This is a genomic window from Streptomyces sp. Ac-502, from assembly GCF_045222935.1.
Taxonomy (GTDB): Bacteria; Actinomycetota; Actinomycetes; order Streptomycetales; family Streptomycetaceae; genus Streptomyces; species Streptomyces monomycini.
Genome location: NZ_JBHFFO010000004.1, coordinates 34,825 through 56,871 on the forward strand (window position 1 = coordinate 34,825; position 22,047 = coordinate 56,871).

General features: G+C 69.7%; 18 protein-coding genes, 1 pseudogene and 1 CRISPR repeat array. Of the genes and pseudogenes, 9 read left to right on the forward strand and 10 right to left on the reverse strand.

Annotated elements, in window-relative coordinates:
- Window positions 1–179 precede the first annotated feature (179 nt).
- Window positions 180–757: direct repeats of the CRISPR family, unit length 29 nt; unit sequence GTGGTCCCCGCGCACGCGGGGGTGGACCC.
- Between the two features lie 175 nt (window positions 758–932).
- Together ACEXOX_RS45485 and ACEXOX_RS45490 are read right to left on the reverse strand one after the other, a co-directional pair.
- A complete protein-coding gene (locus tag ACEXOX_RS45485; RefSeq protein WP_406527004.1) occupies window positions 933–3,506 on the reverse strand; it encodes a fibronectin type III domain-containing protein in 2,574 nt (857 codons plus the stop codon).
- A gap of 351 nt (window positions 3,507–3,857) precedes the next feature.
- Window positions 3,858–3,980, reverse strand: a pseudogene (locus ACEXOX_RS45490) (TetR family transcriptional regulator); the annotation flags it as partial.
- A gap of 235 nt (window positions 3,981–4,215) precedes the next feature.
- On the opposite strand from ACEXOX_RS45490, the gene ACEXOX_RS45495 reads away from it, so the two are divergent.
- Together ACEXOX_RS45495 and ACEXOX_RS45500 are read left to right on the forward strand one after the other, a co-directional pair.
- On the forward strand, window positions 4,216–4,488 hold the full coding sequence (locus ACEXOX_RS45495) for a hypothetical protein (RefSeq protein WP_406527005.1): 273 nt from the start codon (window positions 4,216–4,218) through the stop codon (window positions 4,486–4,488).
- A gap of 183 nt (window positions 4,489–4,671) precedes the next feature.
- A complete protein-coding gene (locus ACEXOX_RS45500; protein ID WP_406527006.1) occupies window positions 4,672–6,459 on the forward strand; it encodes a pentapeptide repeat-containing protein in 1,788 nt (595 codons plus the stop codon).
- A gap of 150 nt (window positions 6,460–6,609) precedes the next feature.
- Here ACEXOX_RS45500 and ACEXOX_RS45505 read toward each other — a convergent pair whose 3' ends face one another.
- Window positions 6,610–7,278, reverse strand: a complete 669-nt coding sequence (locus tag ACEXOX_RS45505) for an HNH endonuclease family protein (RefSeq protein ID WP_406527007.1) — start codon at window positions 7,276–7,278, stop codon at window positions 6,610–6,612.
- Between the two features lie 235 nt (window positions 7,279–7,513).
- Between ACEXOX_RS45505 and ACEXOX_RS45510 the strand changes: the two genes are divergently transcribed.
- The gene (locus ACEXOX_RS45510; RefSeq protein ID WP_406527008.1) at window positions 7,514–8,209 is read left to right on the forward strand and encodes an HNH endonuclease family protein; all 696 of its coding nucleotides are present in this window, start codon (window positions 7,514–7,516) and stop codon (window positions 8,207–8,209) included.
- 194 nt (window positions 8,210–8,403) lie between these two features.
- Here the strand turns inward: ACEXOX_RS45510 and ACEXOX_RS45515 are convergent, their stop codons facing one another.
- Window positions 8,404–10,527: an insecticidal delta-endotoxin Cry8Ea1 family protein gene (locus tag ACEXOX_RS45515; protein ID WP_406527009.1), complete on the reverse strand. Its 2,124-nt coding sequence runs from the start codon at window positions 10,525–10,527 to the stop codon at window positions 8,404–8,406.
- Between the two features lie 736 nt (window positions 10,528–11,263).
- The gene (locus tag ACEXOX_RS45520; RefSeq protein ID WP_406527010.1) at window positions 11,264–11,725 is read right to left on the reverse strand and encodes a lamin tail domain-containing protein; all 462 of its coding nucleotides are present in this window, start codon (window positions 11,723–11,725) and stop codon (window positions 11,264–11,266) included.
- Window positions 11,726–12,363: 638 nt separating this feature from the next.
- On the opposite strand from ACEXOX_RS45520, the gene ACEXOX_RS45525 reads away from it, so the two are divergent.
- Window positions 12,364–13,068 (forward strand): hypothetical protein, encoded by a 705-nt coding sequence (locus ACEXOX_RS45525; RefSeq protein WP_406527011.1) that lies wholly within the window; start codon window positions 12,364–12,366, stop codon window positions 13,066–13,068.
- A complete protein-coding gene (locus ACEXOX_RS45530) occupies window positions 13,065–13,286 on the forward strand; it encodes a hypothetical protein (protein ID WP_406527012.1) in 222 nt (73 codons plus the stop codon). Before ACEXOX_RS45525 ends, ACEXOX_RS45530 begins: the two co-directional genes overlap by 4 nt.
- 18 nt (window positions 13,287–13,304) lie before the next feature.
- Here ACEXOX_RS45530 and ACEXOX_RS45535 read toward each other — a convergent pair whose 3' ends face one another.
- The gene (locus ACEXOX_RS45535; RefSeq protein ID WP_406527022.1) at window positions 13,305–14,348 is read right to left on the reverse strand and encodes a Ku protein; all 1,044 of its coding nucleotides are present in this window, start codon (window positions 14,346–14,348) and stop codon (window positions 13,305–13,307) included.
- Window positions 14,349–14,825: 477 nt separating this feature from the next.
- On the opposite strand from ACEXOX_RS45535, the gene ACEXOX_RS45540 reads away from it, so the two are divergent.
- From ACEXOX_RS45540 to ACEXOX_RS45550, 3 genes are all read left to right on the forward strand, one after another.
- A complete protein-coding gene (locus ACEXOX_RS45540; RefSeq protein ID WP_406527013.1) occupies window positions 14,826–15,023 on the forward strand; it encodes a hypothetical protein in 198 nt (65 codons plus the stop codon).
- A gap of 185 nt (window positions 15,024–15,208) precedes the next feature.
- Entirely contained in the window at window positions 15,209–16,303 is a 1,095-nt protein-coding gene (locus ACEXOX_RS45545; protein WP_406527014.1) for a helix-turn-helix domain-containing protein, read from the forward strand.
- Between the two features lie 46 nt (window positions 16,304–16,349).
- The gene (locus ACEXOX_RS45550; protein ID WP_406527015.1) at window positions 16,350–16,817 is read left to right on the forward strand and encodes a hypothetical protein; all 468 of its coding nucleotides are present in this window, start codon (window positions 16,350–16,352) and stop codon (window positions 16,815–16,817) included.
- Window positions 16,818–17,266: 449 nt separating this feature from the next.
- On the opposite strand, the gene ACEXOX_RS45555 is transcribed toward ACEXOX_RS45550, so the two are convergent.
- The 4 genes from ACEXOX_RS45555 to ACEXOX_RS45570 all read right to left on the reverse strand — a co-directional run bounded on the left by ACEXOX_RS45555 (window position 17,267) and on the right by ACEXOX_RS45570 (window position 20,508).
- Complete coding sequence (locus tag ACEXOX_RS45555) at window positions 17,267–17,779, reverse strand: hypothetical protein (protein WP_406527016.1); 513 nt, start codon at window positions 17,777–17,779, stop codon at window positions 17,267–17,269.
- Window positions 17,780–17,924: 145 nt separating this feature from the next.
- Window positions 17,925–18,272 (reverse strand): hypothetical protein, encoded by a 348-nt coding sequence (locus ACEXOX_RS45560; protein ID WP_406527017.1) that lies wholly within the window; start codon window positions 18,270–18,272, stop codon window positions 17,925–17,927.
- A gap of 529 nt (window positions 18,273–18,801) precedes the next feature.
- The gene (locus ACEXOX_RS45565; RefSeq protein ID WP_406527018.1) at window positions 18,802–19,479 is read right to left on the reverse strand and encodes a hypothetical protein; all 678 of its coding nucleotides are present in this window, start codon (window positions 19,477–19,479) and stop codon (window positions 18,802–18,804) included.
- A gap of 42 nt (window positions 19,480–19,521) precedes the next feature.
- Complete coding sequence (locus ACEXOX_RS45570; RefSeq protein ID WP_406527019.1) at window positions 19,522–20,508, reverse strand: Ku protein; 987 nt, start codon at window positions 20,506–20,508, stop codon at window positions 19,522–19,524.
- A gap of 189 nt (window positions 20,509–20,697) precedes the next feature.
- Between ACEXOX_RS45570 and ACEXOX_RS45575 the strand changes: the two genes are divergently transcribed.
- Window positions 20,698–22,047, forward strand: a 1,350-nt coding sequence (locus ACEXOX_RS45575) for a helix-turn-helix domain-containing protein (protein WP_406527020.1), incomplete at its 3' end; no start/stop codon positions are given.

Here is a 22,047-nt window from a genome sequence, read left to right on the forward strand (position 1 = left end):
GCTGGCTGCTCGGCGCGAGCTGCTCCGGCGACGACGTGTGCCTGCTGTCGCCTGCAAGGAGTAGCGTGATCTGGTCACCGTACTGCCGTCTCGAATGAACCCTTCAGGTGGATATGCCGGAGTTCCCGCAAGTAAGTAAAATCCCGTACCCCGCCGGGTAAAACCACTGGTCGTGCCCTGTGGTCCCCGCGCACGCGGGGGTGGACCCAGCGAAATGAGCGCTGTGTCGCCGCGCAGGTCGTGGTCCCCGCGCACGCGGGGGTGGACCCCGAACCCGCGTGCGTAGCGGTGCGTGACGGGGGTGGTCCCCGCGCACGCGGGGGTGGACCCAGTGCGCTCCCCTCGGCAATGGCCCACGGCACGTGGTCCCCGCGCACGCGGGGGTGGACCCGTGGCGCGCGGCCGGGTGCCGGAGCTGCTGGAGTGGTCCCCGCGCACGCGGGGGTGGACCCGTGTCGTGCTTGAGCTGCTGGAACAGGTGACGGTGGTCCCCGCGCACGCGGGGGTGGACCCAGGCGGCGGGCGCAGTGAGACGCTGCCTGTCAGTGGTCCCCGCGCACGCGGGGGTGGACCCCCGACCTACCCCTCACGCTGCACCGAAGTGCAGTGGTCCCCGCGCACGCGGGGGTGGACCCCCGACCTACCCCTCACGCTGCACCGAAGTGCAGTGGTCCCCGCGCACGCGGGGGTGGACCCCGGGCCGCGGGCGGCCCGCACCGTGGACGTGCGTGGTCCCCGCGCACGCGGGGGTGGACCTTCCTTGGCGCTAGGCCCACCGCTTCTTCTTGGACAAGGTTCGAAGCGGTGGACCTTTTTCGTGATCAAGAGGTGTACGGCGGCGGAAGCCACGCAATCGGGAGTGCGCCCGTATAGCTGCGGCCAGGTGGTGGGGTGGCGGAGTGTGGCCCCCGTCGCCCCTCACCGGATCCGGGTTATCCGGGCAATCCGGCCAGTGCGCGGGTAGTTCGCATCAGATCGGAAAGTGGGGAGTTCTTCTCTCCGCTCGTCAGGGCCTGTGCCCGGGCTCTGGCCGACGGTCGTGGCGCGACCACACAGTTGGACTTGCCGGATTCGGCTTCGCCGTTGATGGCGGTGACGCAGAATTCGTAGTTCCAGACGCCGGGGACCAGGTAGGCGATGCCCCGGCTGGTCTCGTTGGTGACGTACTCGTCGGCCTTGGACGGGCTGCCGTCGTTTACGTTGCGGATCCAGACGCGGTAGCCGGCGGCCTGGCCGGACCCGGCCCAGGACAACTGGGCGGTGGTCGCGTCGGTGGAGGTGACTTTCAGGCCGGTGGGGGCCGGTGGCGTTCCCGCGCCGACGGTGACGGAACGGGCTACGCCCGGCATGCCGCCGCCGGCGGCGTTCCACGTGACTACCGCGACGAGGTAGTGGTGGCCCGGCTTCAGCCCGTCGATGTGCGCCGACCTTCCCCTGACCGCGGTGCTGTTGAGGAAGGCCCCGGGGGTGTCTCTGTCCCAGGTGATGATCTCGTACCGGTCGATCGTGTCGGTGTACGGGCCGGTCGGTGCGCCCCAGGACACGTCCACGCCGGTGGCGGTGGCACGGGTGACGATCCCCGTGGGCGCCGCGGCGGTCTTCGGGTGTGCGGTATCGCTGAGCGTCTCGGACCACCCGGACTTCCCGTCCCCGGCGTTGTCGGTGCGGACCTGGTATTCCCACTCCCAGCCGTCGAGGGTCCAGGTGGTGTCGAAGCGGGCCGCTCTGACCGGCGTCTCGTTCCAGGTGCCGGAGCCCTTGATCCGGTGCCGGACGGTGTATCCGCGGGCGCCGAAGACCGGCTTCCAGTTCAGGGTGATGCCGCTCGGGCCGGAGCCGATCCAGAGCGTGCCCGGCGCGAGCGTCGGCCGGTCGGGGATGCGCGCAGGGATGTTGATCAGTTGGCTGCCGAGGCCGTAGCTGTTGTGCAAGGTGCGCACGAACGCCTGGGCGATCTGGTATTCGCCCAGGGCGTTGGGGTGCAGCCCGTCGTAGCCGGCAAGGCAGCCATCCCGGTCGCAGCTGTAGTTGCCGGCCCAGTCGACCAGGGCCACACGGGACTTGCCGGTGCTCCACGACGGGATCGCGTCCGCGAGCATGTTGTTGTACTTCGTGGTGTTGGCGGGCAGGTCGTCCCGGCCGCCGATGAACGTCCGCTGGGGAACGTTGGCCAGCGCGAAGTCGAGGTCCGGTTTGACGGCGCGGGCCTGGTCGACCAGCGTCCGCATACTGTCCAACGTGCCTTCCGGACCACTGACGAACCAGCCCATATCGTTGAACCCGAGCCCCACCAGCAGCAGGTCGGGCTGGTACTTCGCCACCTGCTCGGCGATCAGCGTCTTGTCCTGCGCCGCCTGCCGGCCCCAGACAGCGAAGTGGTCGGTGTCGAAGTCCGCCGCGACCCCGGCGGCGTACGCGCCCGAGGTGACCGGGGTGCTCTCACCCGCTTGCGGGGCTTCCCCTTGCAACCGCGGCGCGGGCGGGGGTTTCGGGGATTCCTGCGGCCGGGTTCCCTGGTAGGGGCCGACGAAATCGACGTCGATGCGCTCCTTCTTGAACCATTCCCACAGGCGGTAGCGCCAGGTCCAGTCGCCTTCGTAGCCCTGGCTCATCGAATCGCCCACCACCATCACCTTCAGCGGCAGCCCGGTCTGGCCGACACCGCGGGAAAGGCGCTGCAGCAACTCCAAGAGTTTCGGCCCCATGCGTTCGAGGCTGTCGGCCATGAACCCGAGGACATTGCCCACGTGCCCGAGCTTGGCCGCGAAGCCACGCAGACTCTTCTGAGCATTGACGACCACGGAGGTGGCGCCCGTAGAAGCCCATTCCAGCAGTTGCCCGGTGGCGCCACCGCTGACCGCGCCCCACATGGCGACGGCCAACGCCTCTTTCCAGACCTCGGCGTCCCCCAGCGGGCGGCCGTCATAGTAGGCGTTCATCAGCTCACCGACGAGTGCCCCCAGGGCGCCACCCACGGCCCCGCACACCGGAGCCGCAGCCGGTGCTCCCACGTTGAAGGAGAGCAGGCACACCGCCGAGGAGGCGACGGTGACGCCGAACCCCACGCCGGCGGCTATCGACTTCTGCCACCAGTTCGCCGTGGTACCGACCTTGTCCTTGGCAACCACGAACACGATGCTGTTGTCAAGGGTGACCACGCGCCCGTCGAAGTCGGCGTCCTCCGGCCTCGGAGGGCGGATCCCCACACTGTGCTCCGCAGCCCGCTTGCTCAGCGACGCGCCCAGGGTCATGCCCGCACTCTGGTCGTCACGGATGCGGCTGACCGAGCGCCATATGGTGTCGTCCAACCGGTCCTGGTCCTCGCGGGGAACGTGAAAGTCGAGAGCCATGATCAGGTCGTCGTCGCTCTTCCCCAGCGGCTTGAGCATGCCGGAGTCACGGGCGCAGCCCATACGGAGCGACACGGGCGCATCCTGCTCGATGGCGAAGGACGTGGCATGCGCGCCGCACCCCTCATCAGCCGCCGCGGTGCGCCCCTCTGCCATGGCGGGTTCCGCGGAACCGGCCATCAGCAAGGCCATGGACAGGGCGAACGTAATGACGCAATTGCCCCGTAGGCGCCTTTGTCTGCCGGATTTCTTTCTTGTGATTCCTAAGGAGGGCATACTGCCCATCACTCCTCACCGATAAGGGGTTCCACGGCGTGAATTCGCGTGTCCGGAAGCGAGGTTCGCGACAATCGCCGTCCGGAGCACGTAGATCACCAATGCGGCGATCATGACGTAAGCGCAGATGGCGCACAAGGGACGAATAGTCACAGAGGACGGCCTGAAGCGACGACGTGCGGGGCTACCGGCCCGGCAGCAGCGTAAGCGGGGAGGCGTCCGGGACCATGCCCCGGCCCCGGTGCACATGCCGACCAGCCTGCGGTTCCGGAGGGCCTTGTGCTGCTCGATCACTTGCCGGGCGGGGTGGAAGCGGTCGAGCAGCTCGGCGAGGGAGCTGATGTACAGGCAGCCGCAGCAGCCCGGCGCCGGCCCCCGCCGATCCGGCCCCGCAGCCGACCCTGCCCGCGCGCCGGTGGAGCGCCGCATCCCGCCGGACGGCTACCGCCGTGCGATCGAGGCGCACCGCCAGGCCGCCCGGCCGTCCCGGGCGACCCCATTGCGACCGCTGAGACGTTTCGTGATCTGCTGGGCTGATGGTCCGCCGTCCCGGCACACTGGGGGAGCGACGACGACAGGAGGTGCTGTGATGAGCCATCAGCCGCCGCCGGAGCTGTCGCCCGAGGACGGGTCCAGCAGCACCGTGCACGTCACGGCCACGGGCGCCACCGCGGACTACCTGCGCCAGCTGGCATCGGTTACCGGCCAGTCCCCGGAGGCGGTCACCATCCAGTGGGCCGCCGGCCAGGTCGTCGTCCCCGACACGGCACTCGGCGACGACCCGGCCGTGCCCGACTGGCCCGCGGTGTTCGACGGCCCGCCGGATCTGTCCGAACACACCCACGCGTACCTGCGCCGGTGACCGCTCCGCCGGCGTTCGCCGTCGCCGACACCTTGGTCGGGAGTGTCCCACGGTATGACGACACCGTCCTTTACACCGTCGCCGCCGGGCTGGCCGCGCTGCGGGCACGGCGCAGACCCTGTGACCGATCCGATCGGCTGCCGAGGCATCCGTGTCCGTGGGCACACCAGGTGCCTGGCCCACTTGGGCGACACCGACCGCTCTGCCTACCTGGCCGGTCTCGCCCCCGGCGACGATGTCGACCATCGCGGTACCCCTTTCACCTCGGCCCTGCTCTCCTCCCTGCTTGATGCTCTCCGCGACCCCACAACAGGAACCCCTCTCATCGGCACCGCCCGGTTGGGCGGTGCGGCCTTTTCCGGCGCAGCTGAGTTCGACAGAGTGCGCTTCTCCGGTCCGGCCGAGTTCGAGGGGACGCAGTTCTCCGACACCGCTCGGTTCGGCGGGACGCAGTTCCGCGGCTCTGCCGAGTTCAGCAGAGCACAGTTTTCCGGCCCGGCCGAGTTCGACGAGACGCAGTTCTCCGGCAGAGCCTGGTTCAGCAGGGCACGCTTCTTCGGACCTGCGGAGTTCGGACGGGCTCGGTTCTCTGACACGGCCTGGTTCGGTGGGACGCAGTTCTGCGGCTCCGCCGAGTTCAGCAACGTCCGGTTCTCCGACACCGTCACGTTCGGCGAGGCGCGGTTCTCCGGCGCTGCCGTGTTCCGAGAAGCGCAGTTCTTCGGCGCTGCCATGTTCCGGGAGGTGTGGTTCTCCGGCCACACCTGGTTCAGCGGGACACAGTTTTCCGGCAACGCCATGTTCGGCAGAGCGTGGTTCGAGAGCGCTTCGTGGTTCGGGCCTGTGGCCTGCGGTGGCGTGTTGAGTGTCAGCGGTGCGGTGTTCCAGGTGCCGGTGACACTCGAAATTGCGGCGAGTGAGTTGCACTGTGTGCGAACGCGGTGGGAGTCGACGGCGACGGTACGCCTGCGTTACGCCACGGCAGACTTCGGCCATGCTGTACTTTCCGGGCCCACAGCGATCATCAATTACCCCGCGCGTTTCACCCGCAGAGACGACAGAGACCGTGTGGCAATGGATGAGAGCGCACTGACAGGGCCCTCCTCGGCACGGGTGGCATCGATACAGGGGGTGGACGCAGCACACCTCGTCCTGACCGACACCGACTTGGCCGACTGCCTCTTCTCCGGAGCCTTTCACCTGGACCAGCTTCGCCTGGAAGGCCACTGCGGCTTCACCTCGCCCCCCACCGGCCTGCGCCGCCGTGGCATATGGCCCATACGTTGGACGCCCCGACGCACCCTGGCCGAGGAACACCACTGGCGAGCGCAGTCCGTCGGCCAGCCCGCTCCGCCTCCGGGCCGGCCGCCGTCAGCCCGTCACTGGCGGACCGGGCCCCACCACCCCGACCCCGGCCTCACTCCTAATCCGCAGGACGTCGCTGCGCTTTACCGACAGATGCGCAAAGCCTTCGAAGACGGCAAAAACGAGCCGGGAGCCGCCGACTTCTATTACGGCGAGATGGAAATGCGTCGCCACGATCGCCATGGCACTCCGCCTGGTGAACGCGGCCTGCTCTGGGGGTACTGGCTCCTCTCCGGATATGGACTGCGATCTTCCCGCGCCCTGGCCTGGCTGCTGACCGCCATGTCCCTGACCGTAATACTCCTCATGGGTTTCGGGCTGCCCACCAGCACCCCTGACCCCGTCAGTATCGGAACGCTCGATCACAGCAAGATCACTCTTAGGACCAGCAGCCCTGACGCCGCCTTGAGCGGATCCTTCGGCCGGCGCATGACCTGGGAACGCGCCGAGAAGGCCACCCGCGTCGCCGTGAACTCCGTGATCTTCCGCTCATCGGGGCAGAACCTCACCGCTGCTGGTACCTACATCGAAATGGCCTCCCGTTTCTTGGAGCCCACCCTCTTAGCCCTGGCCGCCCTCGCCATCCGAGGACGCATCAAACGGTGATGGGGCGCTGACACAGATGCCCCTAGAATCCGCCCAAGGTGATGGCGCTTCGTCGCGTCGCCGCGGGCGGACGGAAGCGGTCCTTCGCGGCGGTAGGGCACGAAGGACCGCAGGGCCGGGCCGGCAGAACGCAGGCTGCGGTGACCGTCCTTACACCGGCTGGTACTCGACGTGCGTGTGGCCGCAGCCTGCGGCCAGGCGGCGCAGGGCGTCCCGCTCGGCGCGGTCGACGGTCAGCGACCAGCGGAGTTTGGTGCTGACCCAGTCGGCGGCGTACGTACAGCGCGCGTCGGCCAGCGGCGGCAGCCAGGTCGCCGGATCCTGATCGGCCTTGGACCGGTTGGTCTTCGCAGTGACCGCCACCAGCGACCGGTCGGCGCCGAGGTCGTTGGCGTACGCCTCGCGGCGCGCCGCGCTCCACTGCGAAGCCCCGGAGTCCCACGCCTCCGCGAGGGGCACCATGTGGTCGATGTCCAGGCCCTTGGGATTCGTCACGGTCACGCCGTCGTAGTACGAGTACCAGCGGCCGGTGAGGACCGTGCACTTCGGCCCGATCTCCGGGCGCTCCCGGGACTCGGCAATCAGCACCTCGGCGCGGGTCGAGCAGCCGTTGTGGTCGGCGTCCGTCCAGTGCTTGAAGCTGGTGCGCTGGTAGCCGGCTCGGGACTCGGCGGCCAGTGGAAGGGTTTCGACGCCGTCGTGCAGGCTCGCGTACCGGACGGGCACGTCGTTCTCGGCGGCCCGGGCCGACGAGGCCGCGGTCAGGGGCAACAGGGCGAGGACGGCGCCGGCGAGGGCGCGCACAGTCATCTTGATCACAGCAACTGGATACCGGCTCGTCCGTCGGCGTACGACGGGAACGCCCCGCGACAACCCGTGCGGGTGACGGCGCGGCCTGACTGCCTTCCCCAGCGGCGCAGGATTGTGCGGGTGCGGGCGGCTCCCGCGGCCCGGGCGAATGCTGCGGTGCGCCCGCAGGAAGCGGTGCGGCGTGGTGTCAACGGTGGGTAGATTCAGGGCACCTGACGTCGTCTCACCTGGCCTGGGAGCCAAATTGCACCCCCTCCGCCGCGCCGCGGCCTTCGCCTGCCCTGCCCTGCTGCTGTCCGTGGCGGCCTGCTCCGCCGATTCACCCCGTACGGACCCCAAGCCGCCGAAGGCCGCGGCTCCGTCGGCGCCGGGCGGGCTGGCGCTGGCCAAGGCGGTCGACCAGCTGAAGGTCGCCAGTGAGTCGAGGGCTGGGTATGACCGGGACAAGTTCAAGCTGTGGGTCGACGCCGACCGCGACGGCTGCGATGCCCGCGAGGAGGTGCTGCTGTCGGAGGCCGTGAAGAAGCCTCGCCAGGGCGCGGGCTGCAAGCTGACGGGCGGCCAATGGAAGTCGTACTACGACGGCAAGACCGTCAACGACCCGTCGAAGCTGGACATCGACCACGTCGTCCCTCTGGCCGAAGCCTGGGATTCCGGGGCCTCGAAATGGCCGGCCAAGCGCCGCGAGGCCTACGCCAACGACCTGGACGCGCCGCGCGGGCTGGTGGCGGTCAGCTCCGGGCCGAACCGCGCCAAGGGCGACAAGGACCCCGCCGAGTGGCTGCCGCCCGCCAAGGACGCCTACTGCACCTACGCCGCCGACTGGACCTCGACCAAACTCCGCTGGAACCTGACCACCGACACCGCGGAACGGGCGGCGCTACACAAAATCGCCGCCGGCTGCCCGAAGACGACGGTGGCCTTCACCCCGGCTCCGTAGCCGAGCGCTTCCCCGCTTCTCTTCCGTGGCCAAGGTTGTACTGGACCACCGACACCGGTCTGCTGCCGGGCTCGCTGCTCCCAACAGAGTCGCTCACTCACACGGGCCCGGGCTCCACGGCCCGGGCCCGTTCACAGCCCGTCAGCTCCTGCTGTGGCTCGGCGGTGCCTGTTGCCGCGTGAGCCTGCTATCTGTCAGGGGCTCGATGTGCGGACGGTGTTCCCCTCGGTTCCGGAATGGTTGACCGGGATGCCGTCGATGCGGGGTATGTCGGCCTGGATGTGGATGCTGCGGAGGTCGGTGATCCCGGTCTCGGCTCCTCCGGTCAGGGTAAAGGTGAAGGACTCACCCGGTTTGATTTCCTTCTTGGCGGACCATGGCGCGGTCCGGAGTTCGACGAGCAGGCCGCGGTCGTCCGGGCGTGCGCTGACCACCTCGGGCGTGACCGGGTCGCCGGTGACGTTCACCGGGCCGCCGAGCCCTTTGGAAAGGAGGAAGGACAGCCGCCAGCCCGCGGCGATGGTCCTGCCGTTCTCGGGGTTGGACACCGTGACAGCGGCCTCGAAGTATCCGACGTCTTGCCGGCGCATCTCCAGGGCGAAGCCCGGCCTGGTACCGCCGAGGGTTCGCCGGGAAGCAGAAAGCGGGCAGAAGGCCCACCTCATCCTCGGGTCCCCAGGATCGAAGCGCGGGGCAGTCATGAGTACGCCGTCCTCGTCCACTGTCAGGCATCCCGCCTCTTCTTTGCTGAAAATGGCATACGTATCGTCTTCCTGCCGCACCATGGTGAACGGCGTACCAGGGAGATCCACGCGCACGGAGCGTGCGGCGGCCATCTGCATGTACCCCCACTGGGTCTGCAGGCGCCCGAGTTTGTCGAGGATCCAGTAGGCCGACATGGCGTCGAAGTCGCGGGCCAGCCTGATGGACGCACCCCGCCGGTTGGGCTGCGGTATGAGGTAGCGGCCGTCGTGTACGGACTGCAGCAGGTATCCCTGCCCCGCGACCGGGGCCGCCGACGGCCGGTAGGGCATGGCCCCCGTACGGAACCCGAACGCCATCCACTCGATGCTGTTCTTCCCGAAGCCCCACTCGCGGTAATTTCCGCCGCGAATGTCGGACAGGAAGTAGCCGGGAGCGAAGAATTCCAGCCTGTTCGGGGGGTTAATGACGTCGAGGGAGGGTTCGCCGATCCATCCGGGAGGCGCCTTCTCTTTGTCGTCCTGGGTGGTTCCGACGCCGAACGCGAGCCCGAGCACACCGAACTCGACGGAGGCAGGCCAGCCGTAACCCCACAGATGCCTGATGCTTCGGTCACCCGATTCGACGGGATGGGCCTTGCCGGCGTCGGTCTTGCCGACCGTGAGGGCCGGCCCGTCGGGCCCGCTGGCCCACGGCTGCCAGCGCGCGCCGTACACACGGCGGCCCGTGTACACGGTGAGGTCCCGGACCGACGTGGCACCTCCAGGATGCGGGCGCACGGCAGCGGGCATGCCCCCGGTGATCCTCCCGAACGGGCCCACGTAGACCACCCAGTCCAGGTTGACGTCGTGCCCCTTCGGATACTTGACGGCATCGAAGTACTCCCAGGCGGTGTGCTGGGCGTACCCGTTCATGACCATGCCGCGTTCGTAGGACATCCGTTCCACGTCGGAGCCGCACTGGCCGTAGCCCCGCTCATACGTCTTCCTGGCCCGCCGCATGTAGGACGAGGCGCTGTCGGGCCCGGCGAGCCCGGCCAGTTTCTCTTTGTACCGGTCCACGGTCGTGGGGTGGAAGCCCCACTGGTGCCCGTACAGCGCCATGTCGCGCAGCAAGAGCAGGTGCAGGTTCACCACCTGCACGAACAGTGGCAGGAGGGGAACCGGGTTCAGCACGTCACCGGGGGCGCCGGTGGGATCGAAACGCGGGACCGCCTTCGCGATCGCCGACTCGGTCGCCAGCCACTTGCTCTGGATAGCAGCGTGGTCCTGGCCGAGCTGGGCGAGATCGCTGTAGTCTCCGGCGATGTCGCGGATGCCCTTCAGGTCCTCGCGCAGCTCCTCGAAGTAGGCCTGATTGATCTCTTCGCGCACGAACTGTTTGATCTTGTCGCGGAGCTGGCTCCAGACATCCGGGGCGGGGAACAGAAGGTCCAGGGCCGCCTTCATGGCCATACCCGCGACCGTTCCTATGCCCGGCACCAGTTTCAGCAGACCGGGGATGACCACTTTCACCCCGTCGATCGCGAGCTGCGAGGCGTCCTTGCGCACCTCCGGGACCACCGGTGCACCAGTCGCACCATTGACACCACTGGTGTCGTGCTCTTCCTCATCCATGGCCACTCCTGTCCATTCGGCTCACACCAAGGGACCGGGCGGACCGCTCCCCGGTGAAAGGCAATCAACAGATCACAGCCAGTTGAAGGGGGATTCAGACAGCGAATACGGAGGGGGAAGGAGGCTGAACAGCCAGCGCCTGCCTGCGGCCGGTATGACAACCCGGTGCTGGGCAGCCTGTATTTCGTGGCGGTGGAGACGCGGGTGGCTGCTCTGTGAAAGCAGTCAGAGACGGCTTGTGAGTGTGCTGCTGAGCTGCGGCGCAAGGCCCGGCTCCGATTGAGGAGAACCACCGGCTGACTGATGAGCACTGTCGTATCAGGGCGATCCGCCGATCCGTCCTGCGACAGCGCAGCGGTGCTTGAGAACTTGGCCTGGCCGCAGGAGTGCCCGGGCCCGTCGTTACCGCTGCCGATCTCGGGTGCGGGGCAGGGAGCGGGCATGGATCCTCGGACTGCCTTGTGGCGCCGGGATTCTGTGGTTGAAGCCCGGGCAGATCTACGCTCCGAGCACCGCGCCCACTTCCACGACGGTGGCCTACGCATTGGCTCCGTAGCCACAGCCGCCTGCCGGGTACGTACTCCACCCCACGTTGGCGGCTCCCGGCCATGTGTACCAGGCGGGCCTGGCCGCCCGATAAGACCGTGGGCGGTGCGGCAGCCGGACGCGGTGGTGCGCCGCAGCCCCCTCGGCTGCGGCGCACCTGGAGTCCGGGCCGCTGAGGCGGCCCCACCGGTCAGTGGCGGCCCCAGCGCTTGATGTCGACGAGGTGGCGGTGGTCGTTGCGCAGGGTGGCGGTGTCGCGTCGGTTGTCCCAGACGTAGTCGCGGCGGTCCTGGTAGACGTCGCGCCAGGTGTCACGCCCGTGACCGGTGTGCACGCGCACCTCCTGTCGGCCGCCCAGGCGCAGGCTGTTGAAGCGGTAGGTCTTGTGGGTGCGCTCGCTGGTCAGCGTCCAGCCCTTGAGGTTGACCGGGCGGAGGCCGGTGTTCTTGACGGTGACCCACTCGCCGTTCAGGGACCGGTTGGAGCCGTCGTCGCGGCCGGGGCTGTCGGCCTGCACCGCACCGATGACGACGGGGGAGCGGTGCGAGGCCGGCAGGGTGTGCGCGCCGGTGGCGGCGGCAGGCAGGGCCGCGGCGGTGGCCAGGGCGGCCGAACCGAGCGCGACGGCCGCAAGACGGACAGAACGGGACATGGCAAGCCTCCAGCGGGACAGCCCCGCCTGGGGCGGGGCCGGTAGGACGAGATGCCCGGAGTGCCGGGCGGACCTCACTGTCCGCCCATCCGGCGGGCAATGGTTGAAGATGCGACGGCCCATTACAGAACCCGGACATTTGCACAACCTCCCCGCGCCCGAAGCGCACGCCCCCGCGCCCGTCTTCCGACCAAGCGCCCCCACCACTCCGCACCGTGCACACCGCTGACCTGCGTACGTGGTGGACCTCGACCACCTGGGGCCCCATCCCGCACGGGCGTGCCCATACACCGGCGGCCACCGTGGAGCAAGGAACCGTCCAGCTGAAAGGAACGCGCGCTCCTCGACCCCGCAACGGACGCGCCTGCCCACTTCACCCCCCCGGCGAGTGGTGGAGGCCCTGGTCTCCGCCCTTGACCCGGCTGCTGAAGGGGGTTCGGCCACGGATCCGACCTGCGCTACAGGGGGCCCCACCACAGCGACACAGGAGAGCGACGTCCGTGAGCTCATCAGGCGGAACGTCGAGGCCGCGCTCCAGGCCCCTGCTCTGTGCGAGACGATCGTGGACCAGATCATGGAGCAGCTCGCAGGACTTCCGGATTGGAAGCAGGCGGCTGCTCTGAGGCAAGCTCTGGGGCATGAGCGAGGAGAACCTGCGTGAGATCCTGGCCGGCGTGGAGCAGTCGGTCCGTGACTTCACCGATGCCGAAGCTGCCCTCGCACAGGCCGAGCAGCGGGTCGGCCAGACGCGGCACAAGGTGTTCGCGCAGGTCGAGCGCCTGCGTGCTGAGGTGGAGGCCGTCCACTCCCCGGAACTGATCGGGGTACTCAGGCACCTGTACTGGCAGCAGCCCGGAATCCATGGCCGCCCGCTGGCCGAGGCCGCCGGCCTCACCCTCAACGACATGCTCGCGGCGATCGGCCCGTCGCCGTCAGGCATCCTCTGTGCCGACTGCGGGACGGAGCTGCTGCGGACGAGCCGCTCATGGAGCCCGCCAGCCCGGCCCGGACCACCCGTGTGCCCGGACTGCGCAGCGCAGGAACAGCACGATCAGTCGCGGCAGTGGCAGGTGGAACGCCTGCGGGACCGGATCGTCAGCGAGGCCGCCGTACAGGCACCGGCCCGCGACTGGCGCGCGGCGACCGAGCTGGTACTGGCCTACCCGCCACTGTCCCAGCGCATCGAGCGGGGCAGCTTGATAGACCAGCAGGAAGGGATCTGGCGCGGCTGGGAAAACGCCCGGGCGATCCGCGACCGGCTGATCCGTGCAGCTGTCAGCGACGACGATGCCGTCGCGGTTCGCGCAGGAGAAGCCCAACTGCTGGTGGCCACCGCCTTTTGAAGGTCGCCGACTGGGACACAGCCCGCACACGCGACATCATCGCCCCGATCACCCAGGAACCGGCGCTCGCCCTGCTGACCCGCCTGAACCGCACGGTCCGCGACACCGCCCAGGCCGCCCGGCAACGAGCAGCCACCACGTACCCAGAGGATTACGCGCCAAGCGCGGACGAGGTGAGCGACCTGTGGACCACCGGTGCGGAGGTCCGCACTTCGTAAGCAGCCAGTGCTCGGCAGTCAGCCGGCGCGGCGGCCGCCGGTTGTCTTCTTCTTCGCCGCGGTCTTCTTCGCCGGTGCCTTGGCAGCGGTCTTCTTGCCGCCCGTTTCCTTCGGCGTGCGAGCGCCCTTGCGGGCGGGGGAGCGCTTGGTGGTTCCGGTGACCTTGTCCTCGATGGCCCGCAGCGGCGTCACCGAGGCCTGCGTACCGTCGGCGTCTTCGCCGCGGGCGCTCCTGGCAGCGCGGACGCTGTCCTCCAGGGCGGCCATCAGGCCCAGGACCTGTCCGCGGGGCTGGGGAGCCTTGCCGGGGGCTTCGACTTCGCGGTTCTCCAGCTTGGCCGCCACGATCTCCTCGACCTGCTCGCGGTAGTGGTCGCGCAGGTCCTCCTCGTCCAGCGGGCCGTAGCTGGCCATCAGCTCCTCGGCCGCGGCGAGCTCGTCCTCGCTGATGTCCACCGGCCGGTCGGGGACCACGCCGGCGGGGGTGCGGACCTGGTCGGGCCAGCGCAGCGCGTGCAGCACCAGCACGTCCCCCATCGGCCGCACGAGCGCCAGGGTCTCCTTGCTGCGCAGGGCGATCTTGCCGATGGCGACCGAGCCGTGGTCCTCCATGGCGTCACGCAACAGGACGTACGGCTTGTTGGCGGCCGGGCCGGTGGGTGCGACGTAGTAGCCGCGTTCGATCTGCAGCGGGTCGACGTCTCCGGCCGGTACGAAGGCCAGGATGGTGAGGGTTTTGGCGGTCGGCAGCGGCAGCTGGGCCAGGTCGTCGTCGGTGAGCGGGACGATGCGCTCGCCGGTCTCGTAGCCGCGGCCGATCTCCTCGGCCGGCACCTCGGCGTCATCCTCCAGGGAGCACACGGGCTGGTTGCGTACGCGTCCGCCGTCGGCCTTGTGCACGCGGACGAAGGAGACGGCCGGTCCGCTGTCGGTGGCGGCGTGCAGGGAGATCGGCACGGTGACCAACCCGAAGCTCAAGGCTCCCTGCCAGAGCGCGTGCGGCATAGCTGACCTGCCCTTTCCCGGGGCTTTCAGCGTAGAACGGCGGCTTGCCTGGAGCATCTGCGAGCAGGAGAGCACCCGCTTGTCGATGCGTAGGCGTGCGGGCAGCGTCCCGGCTGCCGGAGAACCCTCGGTGAAACCGTGTCCGCCGCCTGTGAGGGTCGTTGAAGCTGACACCACGTGGCTGTGAAGACCAGGCGCGGGCGTGGAGCCGGCTGCGGAACCGGAGATGCGGTGGTGACCGCCTGGGTGTGTTCGGCACCTGGTTCTGGCGGTATTTGATCGTACTGGTGGGTCGTGTGCGGGGTTTTCCGCCGTGGCCAGATACACCCTGGAAATAACGCACGGTAGCGGTGGCGGTCCGGCCTGTCACCGGCGTAGCGTCCTGTCGCGTCACGAAACCCCCGGGCGGCGGCCAAACCAGCCCCGGGGGCCTCGTTCATCATTCTGTGAAGATCAAGGAGCTCTGGATCCGTGCACCCTGACCCTTGTGCGCACCGGCCCGGTACGAGCCGGCCCGACAGGCGTGAAGCTAGCATGCCGCAGCCCGGCTGCCGCGAAACGTATGCCTGGGAAGTCACCGTTACCACGACGGCCCTCGTCGGCACGCTGGTCGCGTTCCTGATGCTGACCGGCGCGGCACCGACGTCACTGCCCCTGCTGTGGGCCCTTACCGCTGCGGCGGCGGACCAAGGCGGTATTCGCCTGCGCTACCTGCGCATTCGCGTGCTCTGACGCCGCCTGCCGTTCGCCACCGGTGCCGGGCCCGCCTGCGGGCCCGGCACGCCACCGGTCGTCTCGTGTGACCGGTGGCGGCACCCATCCGTGATCTTCACGGGGAGAAATACGGCCCCGTGGCGCGCGAAGTGCCCGCCCGGATGCGGAAAATCCCCGCCTCACGCCCCCGGAAAGGGGTACCCATGACGTCAACCGGTCGCCGCACCTGCGCCTGCTGCCACAAGCCCCTCACCTACGGCGGCCGCGGCCGCCCCCCGCAGTACTGCTCCCGTTCCTGCCAGCGCCGGCGCCGCCCGCCCGCACAGGCCGTACAGACCGGCCCGCGGCGCGTGGAAGCCCTCGAAGCCGTCCACCGTGCCGCCGGCAGCCTGCTCGATGCCGAATACGGCGGCCACCCGGACCTGGTCCGCAGCCTCGAAGTCCTGCTGACCGTGCGCCAGCACCTGGAGTTGCTCGACTCGCTGACGGTGCAGCAGCTGCGCGCCGACGGCACCCGGTGGGAGACGGTCGCCGAAGCCGCCGGCATCAGCGAGTCCACCGCCCGCCGCAAGTGGGGACGGGCCGCCGCCCGCCCCAAGAACACCTCGGCCCCACCACCGGCTCCCGCAGCCCGCGCCACCATGACGGCCACCGCGGCCCTGCCGCACCAGCGCGGCGCCCCCATCTCCCCGCCGGGCCCTCCGCCCAGCGCGGCCGACGACAACGGGCCCCCGCACCCCGCTCCGGGCCTGACCAGCCTTCAGCAGTTCGCCAGCGCCCTGTCCCATCTGCAGCGCAGCAGCGGCAAGGTCGTCCGCGACATCGCCACGGACGCCGGTGTCTCCGCCTCCTACGTCTCCCGCGTCATCTCCGGGGAACGCCTGCCTTCCTGGAGCGTGGCCCGCCGCATCATCGTGGCCTGCGACGGCGACCCCACCGCCGTACGCACCCTGTGGTGTGCCGCCCGCGGCATCGCCCCCTCGGCCAAGGTCACCTCCGAGGACGCCGTCGGGGCCCTGCACGCGGCCCTGCGCGGCCTGTACCTGTCCGCCGGCCGGCCCGACCCCTACCTCGTGCACACCCAGTGCCACGGCGCGCTGAGCGAAGAGCAGATCACGGACGTCTTCGATGGCCGGTACCTGCCGGACTGGCCCGTCCTCGGCCGCCTCGTCCTCGCCCTGGAGGGCCGGCCCGACGCCCTTCACCCCCTGTGGAACGCCGCCCACCCCTCACCGCCTTCGCCCGCGCCCGCCGGAGGCAACCGCCTCGCGGGCCTGCCCGCCAGCGCTTTCGGATAACCACCCACCCCACCCCACCGCTCGCTCGTCACCCGGGGGAGACGACATGCACCCCACACCGATCCGCCTGCCCAATCGACCACCCGTCAGCATCCGCCTGCCGCTGGACTTCACCGCCTTCTGCCAGCTGCGCCATACCCCCTACCGACGGCACGCCCTGCTGCGCCTGGGCGAGACAGCCGCAGCCGACCGCGCCGTCGAACACGCCCTGGGCACCCTGGCCACCGACTGGCGCCGCATCCTCAGCAGCCGCTGCCCGGCCCGCCGCGCCTGGCAGATCCTGACCGCCAGCATCGAACACCAGATTCGGCACCAGACCAGCGCTCCGCCGACCGCCGCCCGCGCCCTCTACACCCTGCTGCCCGCCCGCCAGGCCGACGCCATGCTCCTGCACCTCCAGCACGTACCCCCGCACCAAGCCGCAGACCTGACCGGACTCGATACAACCATGCACGCCTACCACCTGTGCACCGCCCAGCACACCCTCGACGCACGCCTTGCCCCAGCCCCGTAAACCGGCCCGGAAATAGCACGGCGCGGCACGAGGCCAGGGCAAGACCGCCCAGTCGGCCCGGCCGACGCATACCCCCACGGCGTGACCACCGAGTTCGTCACCGCCCGCGGACCGCGGCACCTGGCGCTGCGCGTGTACGAACGCGGCGTCGGCGAGACCCGCGCCTGCGCCGCCGCCCACCGGCGCCGCCGAATACCGCGTCGACCTGCCCGGCGGGCACCTCGTCATCTCTGCCGCGGCCGACGGCACCATGGCCTTGACCAGCCCGGCCGTCATCACCGCCCAGGGCACCCTCCGCCTTTCCGGCGCTGAGCACGTCCAGCGCACGGTGAGGCACCCTCAGAATGCGACAGTCCCCGCAGTCAACTCAGTCACTTAGAGACCAGCGGCCACGGAAATGACAGCGTGGCGTGTGCGTGGCCGCGGCCGGTCTGCCGCCCGGTGCCGGCTCAGCGCACCGCGGAAACCGGCGCCCGCCGATGCTTGGGAACGCTGCACCTGTGCCGGTTGCAAACGGCACCATCGACCCTGATCACACGGCAGAACGCAGCATGCACTGCACAACGGTCGTCGCCCGGGGCGGGGGCATTGCGGCAAATCCGCGCAGCATCCGGGCCTGCCCACGTACAACGCCCGAGGTCTGACGCGTGCTCCGGCGTATGCAGTTCACACGGTGCGCCCTCGAGCTCGACCGGGTTGACGCACCACTTCACCGGCATGGTCTCGATGCTCAGAATGGTGTCCAGGGGTTCCATGCAGAGCGGATGTGAGAACCGGTCGAGTCGGTCGGCCAACTGGTGTCCGCCCTCGTCGCGTGCCAGCTCGGCCAGCGCACGCAAGAGGCGCGGGGATGCCCTGATGTGCCAGTCGGAGTAGTCGTCACCGTTGACATATCCAGGAGTGGGGAGCAATCGAGCAGCGGATTCGAGGATTGCCGTGACAGTGTCGGTGATGTCGGTCATCGCTTCTCGCCCTTGCGAAATGAACGGAGGGAAGTGGCGTGACGGGCCCGGGAGCATGCCGTCGCGCCGTTACGTGGCAGTTGCCCGGGCCGAGGGGGCGTCCTGCGCCACACCCCGCTCCCGCCACACCCGGCTCGTGAGGGGCTCACCGGCACCTCGCCGTAGGCAAAGTCCGCACGTGCGCCTTGATATGGGCCGCGTCACGGACGATGTCGAACCGGCGGAGCTCGGCCGGCCCGCAGTCGATGACATCCGGCGCATCGTGCACCAGGCAGTGCTGGGCGATCCAGCGGTCGGCGTCCACTGCATCGCCTTGCCCGAGAGAGCCGTACGCTTCGACGTAGCCGGCGTCCCCGAGCCGAAAGGCGTGGAAGCCGAGCATCTGCCCGTACTCGATTGGATTCCGGCAGCGAGTGCCCTTCTTCGTGCGTGCGACGCACTGCAGGTCATGGGCATCCCCGCAGGGGCTGATCCACAGGCGACCGCGCAGCACGACGAGTGGCCTCCCGTCCATCACACCGCTCCGCCGGCTTCGCGACGTGCGCCGGTGTACGCAGGCGGACAGCCGAAACACTCCTTCACCTCCGCCGGCACCGCAACGTCTGTGGCCTCCTCATCGAGACGGTGATGTCCTACCGCCGTGTCGGCGGTGAACCGCTGCGGGATCCCGACCCACTCTTCGTACCCGGGAGGCTGCGCATGCCGCAGAGTGCCGGCCGTTCTTCGCTGACATCGGGGTTTGCCTGGTTTCGTCCTGCCCAAGGAGCGCTCCTCACCGAGATAGGCACCGCACCGGCCTCGTTGCGACATGGGCTTCAACGCACTCTGCGCGCGAACGACGCGGAAACCTGCCCCGATTCCCGCGTTCGGCCCACCAGGGGCGGCACCTGGTCAGGTATGACTCCCGGCGAGCGGGCCTTTCGGGGACGAGTGGCTGTATCGGCCGTGGCCTTGTCCGAGCAGCAGGCCGGGCCCACACACGGTCTCCAGCGCACTCGGAACGGCGGCGCTGATACCGGTACTCACCGGCTCGGACTGACGTCCGTCGGGCCGTCCTGCCCGGTTTCCGCCTGCGGGGCAGCGGCCTCGGCTCGGCGTAGCTCCCTGATGTACTCCATGGCGCCGGGCGTGTGGTGGATGTAGGCCAGGCCCCGCGGGAAGGGGGAGTTGACGCCGTCGTCCGGCTCCAGGGTGAGCACGATGTACAGGTGGGGCGGCACTCTGGCCGGGTCCTGCAGCCGGTGCAGCACTTTCTGCGCTTCCTCCTCATCGAGGAGCGGGCCGGTCTTGGTCCAGGTGGTGCTGCGGGTCATCCCCTCGGTGGTGGCCTCGGTCCAGTAGACGTAGCGCTGGGTGAGCTGGGCGTGTACGGCGGCGAAGCGGCTGCGGTACTCGTCCTCGGTGAGACCGCGGTAGGCCAGGTCATCCGCGAACCGGGCGAGGTTCACGCGGCCGGTTCGGGCATATCCGCGGTGCAGGTCTCCGGCCAGCGTCTGAAAGCGGCGTGTGGGGATCATCAGTGCCCTTTCCAGGGAGCTGCCCCGGCAGTTGCAGCGGTGGCACAGGGCGTCGCGCACCAGGTCGGTTGGGTGCGCATGGTCGATGTCGTTTGTGATGCCCCCGCAGATCGGGCAGGTGGGGTGGGCCAGGAGGTACGCCTTCTTGGCTGCGCTGGACATGGTGCTGTAGTGCAGTTTCATCTGCGTTCCTCCGGCTCGGCGAATCGCTCCCCGGTGCGGCAGTCAGCCGGCGCGGCGGCCGCCGGTTGCCTTCTTCTTCGCCGCGGTCTTCTTCGCCGGTGCCTTGGCGGCGGTCTTCTTGCCGCCGGCCTCCTTCGGCGTGCGGGCACTCTTGCGGGGAGAGGAGCGCTTGGTGGTTCCGGTGACCTTGTCCTCGATGGCCCGCAGCGGCGTCACCGAGGCGTCCGTACCGTCGGCGTCTTCGCCGCGGGCGCTCCTGGCAGCGCGGACGCTGTCCTCCAGGGCGGCCATCAGGTCCAGAACCTGTCCGCGGGGCTGGGGAGCCTTGCCGGGGGCTTCGACTTCGCGGTTCTCCAGCTTGGCCGCCACGATCTCCTCGACCTGCTCGCGGTAGTGGTCGCGCAGGTCCTCCTCGTCCAGCGGGCCGTAGCTGGCCATCAGCTCTTCAGCCGCGGCGAGCTCGTCCTCGCTGATGTCGACCGGCCGGTCGGGGACCACGCCGGCGGGGGTGCGGACCTGGTCGGGCCAGCGCAGCGCGTGCAGCACCAGCACATCCCCCATGGGCCGTACCAGCGCGAGGGTTTCCTTGCTGCGCAGGGCGATCTTGCCGATGGCGACCGAGCCGTGGTCGTCCATGGCGTCGCGCAGCAGGACGTACGGCTTGTTGGCGGCCGGGCCGTTGGGGGCGACGTAGTAGCCGCGCTCGACCTGCAGCGGGTCGATGTCACCAGCTGGCACGAAGGCGAGGATCGTGAGGGTTTTGGCGGTCGGCAGCGGCAGCTGGGCCAGGTCGTCGTCGGTGAGCGGGACGACACGCTCACCGGTCACATAGCCGCGGCCGATCTCCTCAGTCGGCACCTCGGCCTCATCCTCAAGGGAGCACACAGGCTGGTTGCGTACGCGCCCGCCGTCGGCCTTGTGCACGCGCACGAAAGAGACGGCCGGTCCGCTGTCGGTGGCGGCGTGCAGGGAGATCGGCACGGTGACCAACCCGAAGCTCAAAGCTCCCTGCCAGAGCGAGTGCGGCATCTGACCTGCCCTTTCCCGGGGCTTTCAGCGTAAAACGGGCCTCGCGTAGGGGCACTTCAACCAGCTCCCGGCTCCCGCCCGCCGCTGACCTTCAAAAGAGGGCCTGTACGCACTTCGTACGCGCTTCGTACGGCAAAAGGCCGCAATCTGTACGGTTAGTGGGGTAGAGTGTGGGCCAGGAGGTGTTCCATGTCCGAGTTGTTTGATGCGGTCGACGCGCTGGTCGCGTCCCGTGCGCCGCTGCCGCCGGCGGAGGAGCGCAAGCGGCTGCGCACCGCGCACGGCCTGACGCTGGACGAAGTCGCCGCCGCGCTGAAGGTGCGCCGCGCCACGGTGTCCGGCTGGGAGTCGGCGAAGAAGCCGACCGAGCCGCGCGGCCTGGAGCGCGAGGCGTACGCGCGGCTGCTCAAGCAGCTCGCGGAGCTCTACCCCGCACCCGCAAGACCGGAAGAGCCGGCGGCCCCCGTACCCGACACGTTCACCGGCGCCTCCGACCCGGCAGGCGAAATGCCAGAGGTCCCGGACGCTCTGATCGACGACGCGGTCGAAGCCCTTCACCCCACCAGGGCCACGTCGACGTCGCGCCGTTCTGGGACGCAGAAGGCGGCCCCGCCGGAAGCGCGGACTCTGTCCACAGAGGAGGCGTCCGAGGCTGCGGCCATGACTGCAACCGAGAACACCCAGATCCCTGCTCCGGCCGCAGCGACCCGCCCGGCGCGCACCACCAGGCCGACGTCGACATCCCGCCGCCCGGATGCGAAGAAGGCGGCCCCGGCCGGAACCCCGGCGGGCGGCACCGACCCGCGGTTCGAGAACGGGCCGCTGGCGGTCGTCGACGTTGAGGACGGCAAGGTGGTGGCGTACTGCACCGGCGGTCTGGTCCTGGACGTGCCCGCCAAGTCGCTGCCGTCCCTGGTGGACTGGACGCTCAAGGAGGCCAAGCTCGGCCAGCCGAAGCTCTCCGGCCCCGGCAAGGACGCCGACCCGCTGCTCGTGCTCACCGAGGCCGCGCTGGAGCGCTACGGCCTCCCGGCCACGCTCACGGAGGAGGAGCGGATCGCCGGGCGCATCCCGGAGGGCCACAAGGTCATCAAGCAGCTGACCCGCGCGCAGTGGCAGCTGACCAAGCGCGGGTTCGGGCCGTGGGCGCGGATCTACCGCCCCGCCACCGGTTCCGAGCGGACCTGCGTACAGCTGTGCATCCCGTCCTGGAACGCGCTGGACACCCGGCACTGGGGCGCGGCCGGGCAGCTGGCGCCGGCGGACCTCGCCCGGCTCCTGGGCGTGTACGCCTCGAGGGTGATGACGCCGCGCGGATCGACGGCCGTGACCGGCCTGGAGCTGATGACCGCGCTGCACCCGCCGACCCGGGCCTCCAAGGCGGATGCCGACGGCAAACGGCGCTCCGAGCACAATCCCGGCTCGCTGGGGAAGGACCCGGTCGACTGCGCACCGTGCGAGGCACCGGACGGGCACCCGCTCCTGGCGGATCTGCCCCGGTTCCACGTGCGCGGCCCGGCGGAGAAGCTGTTCGAGGAG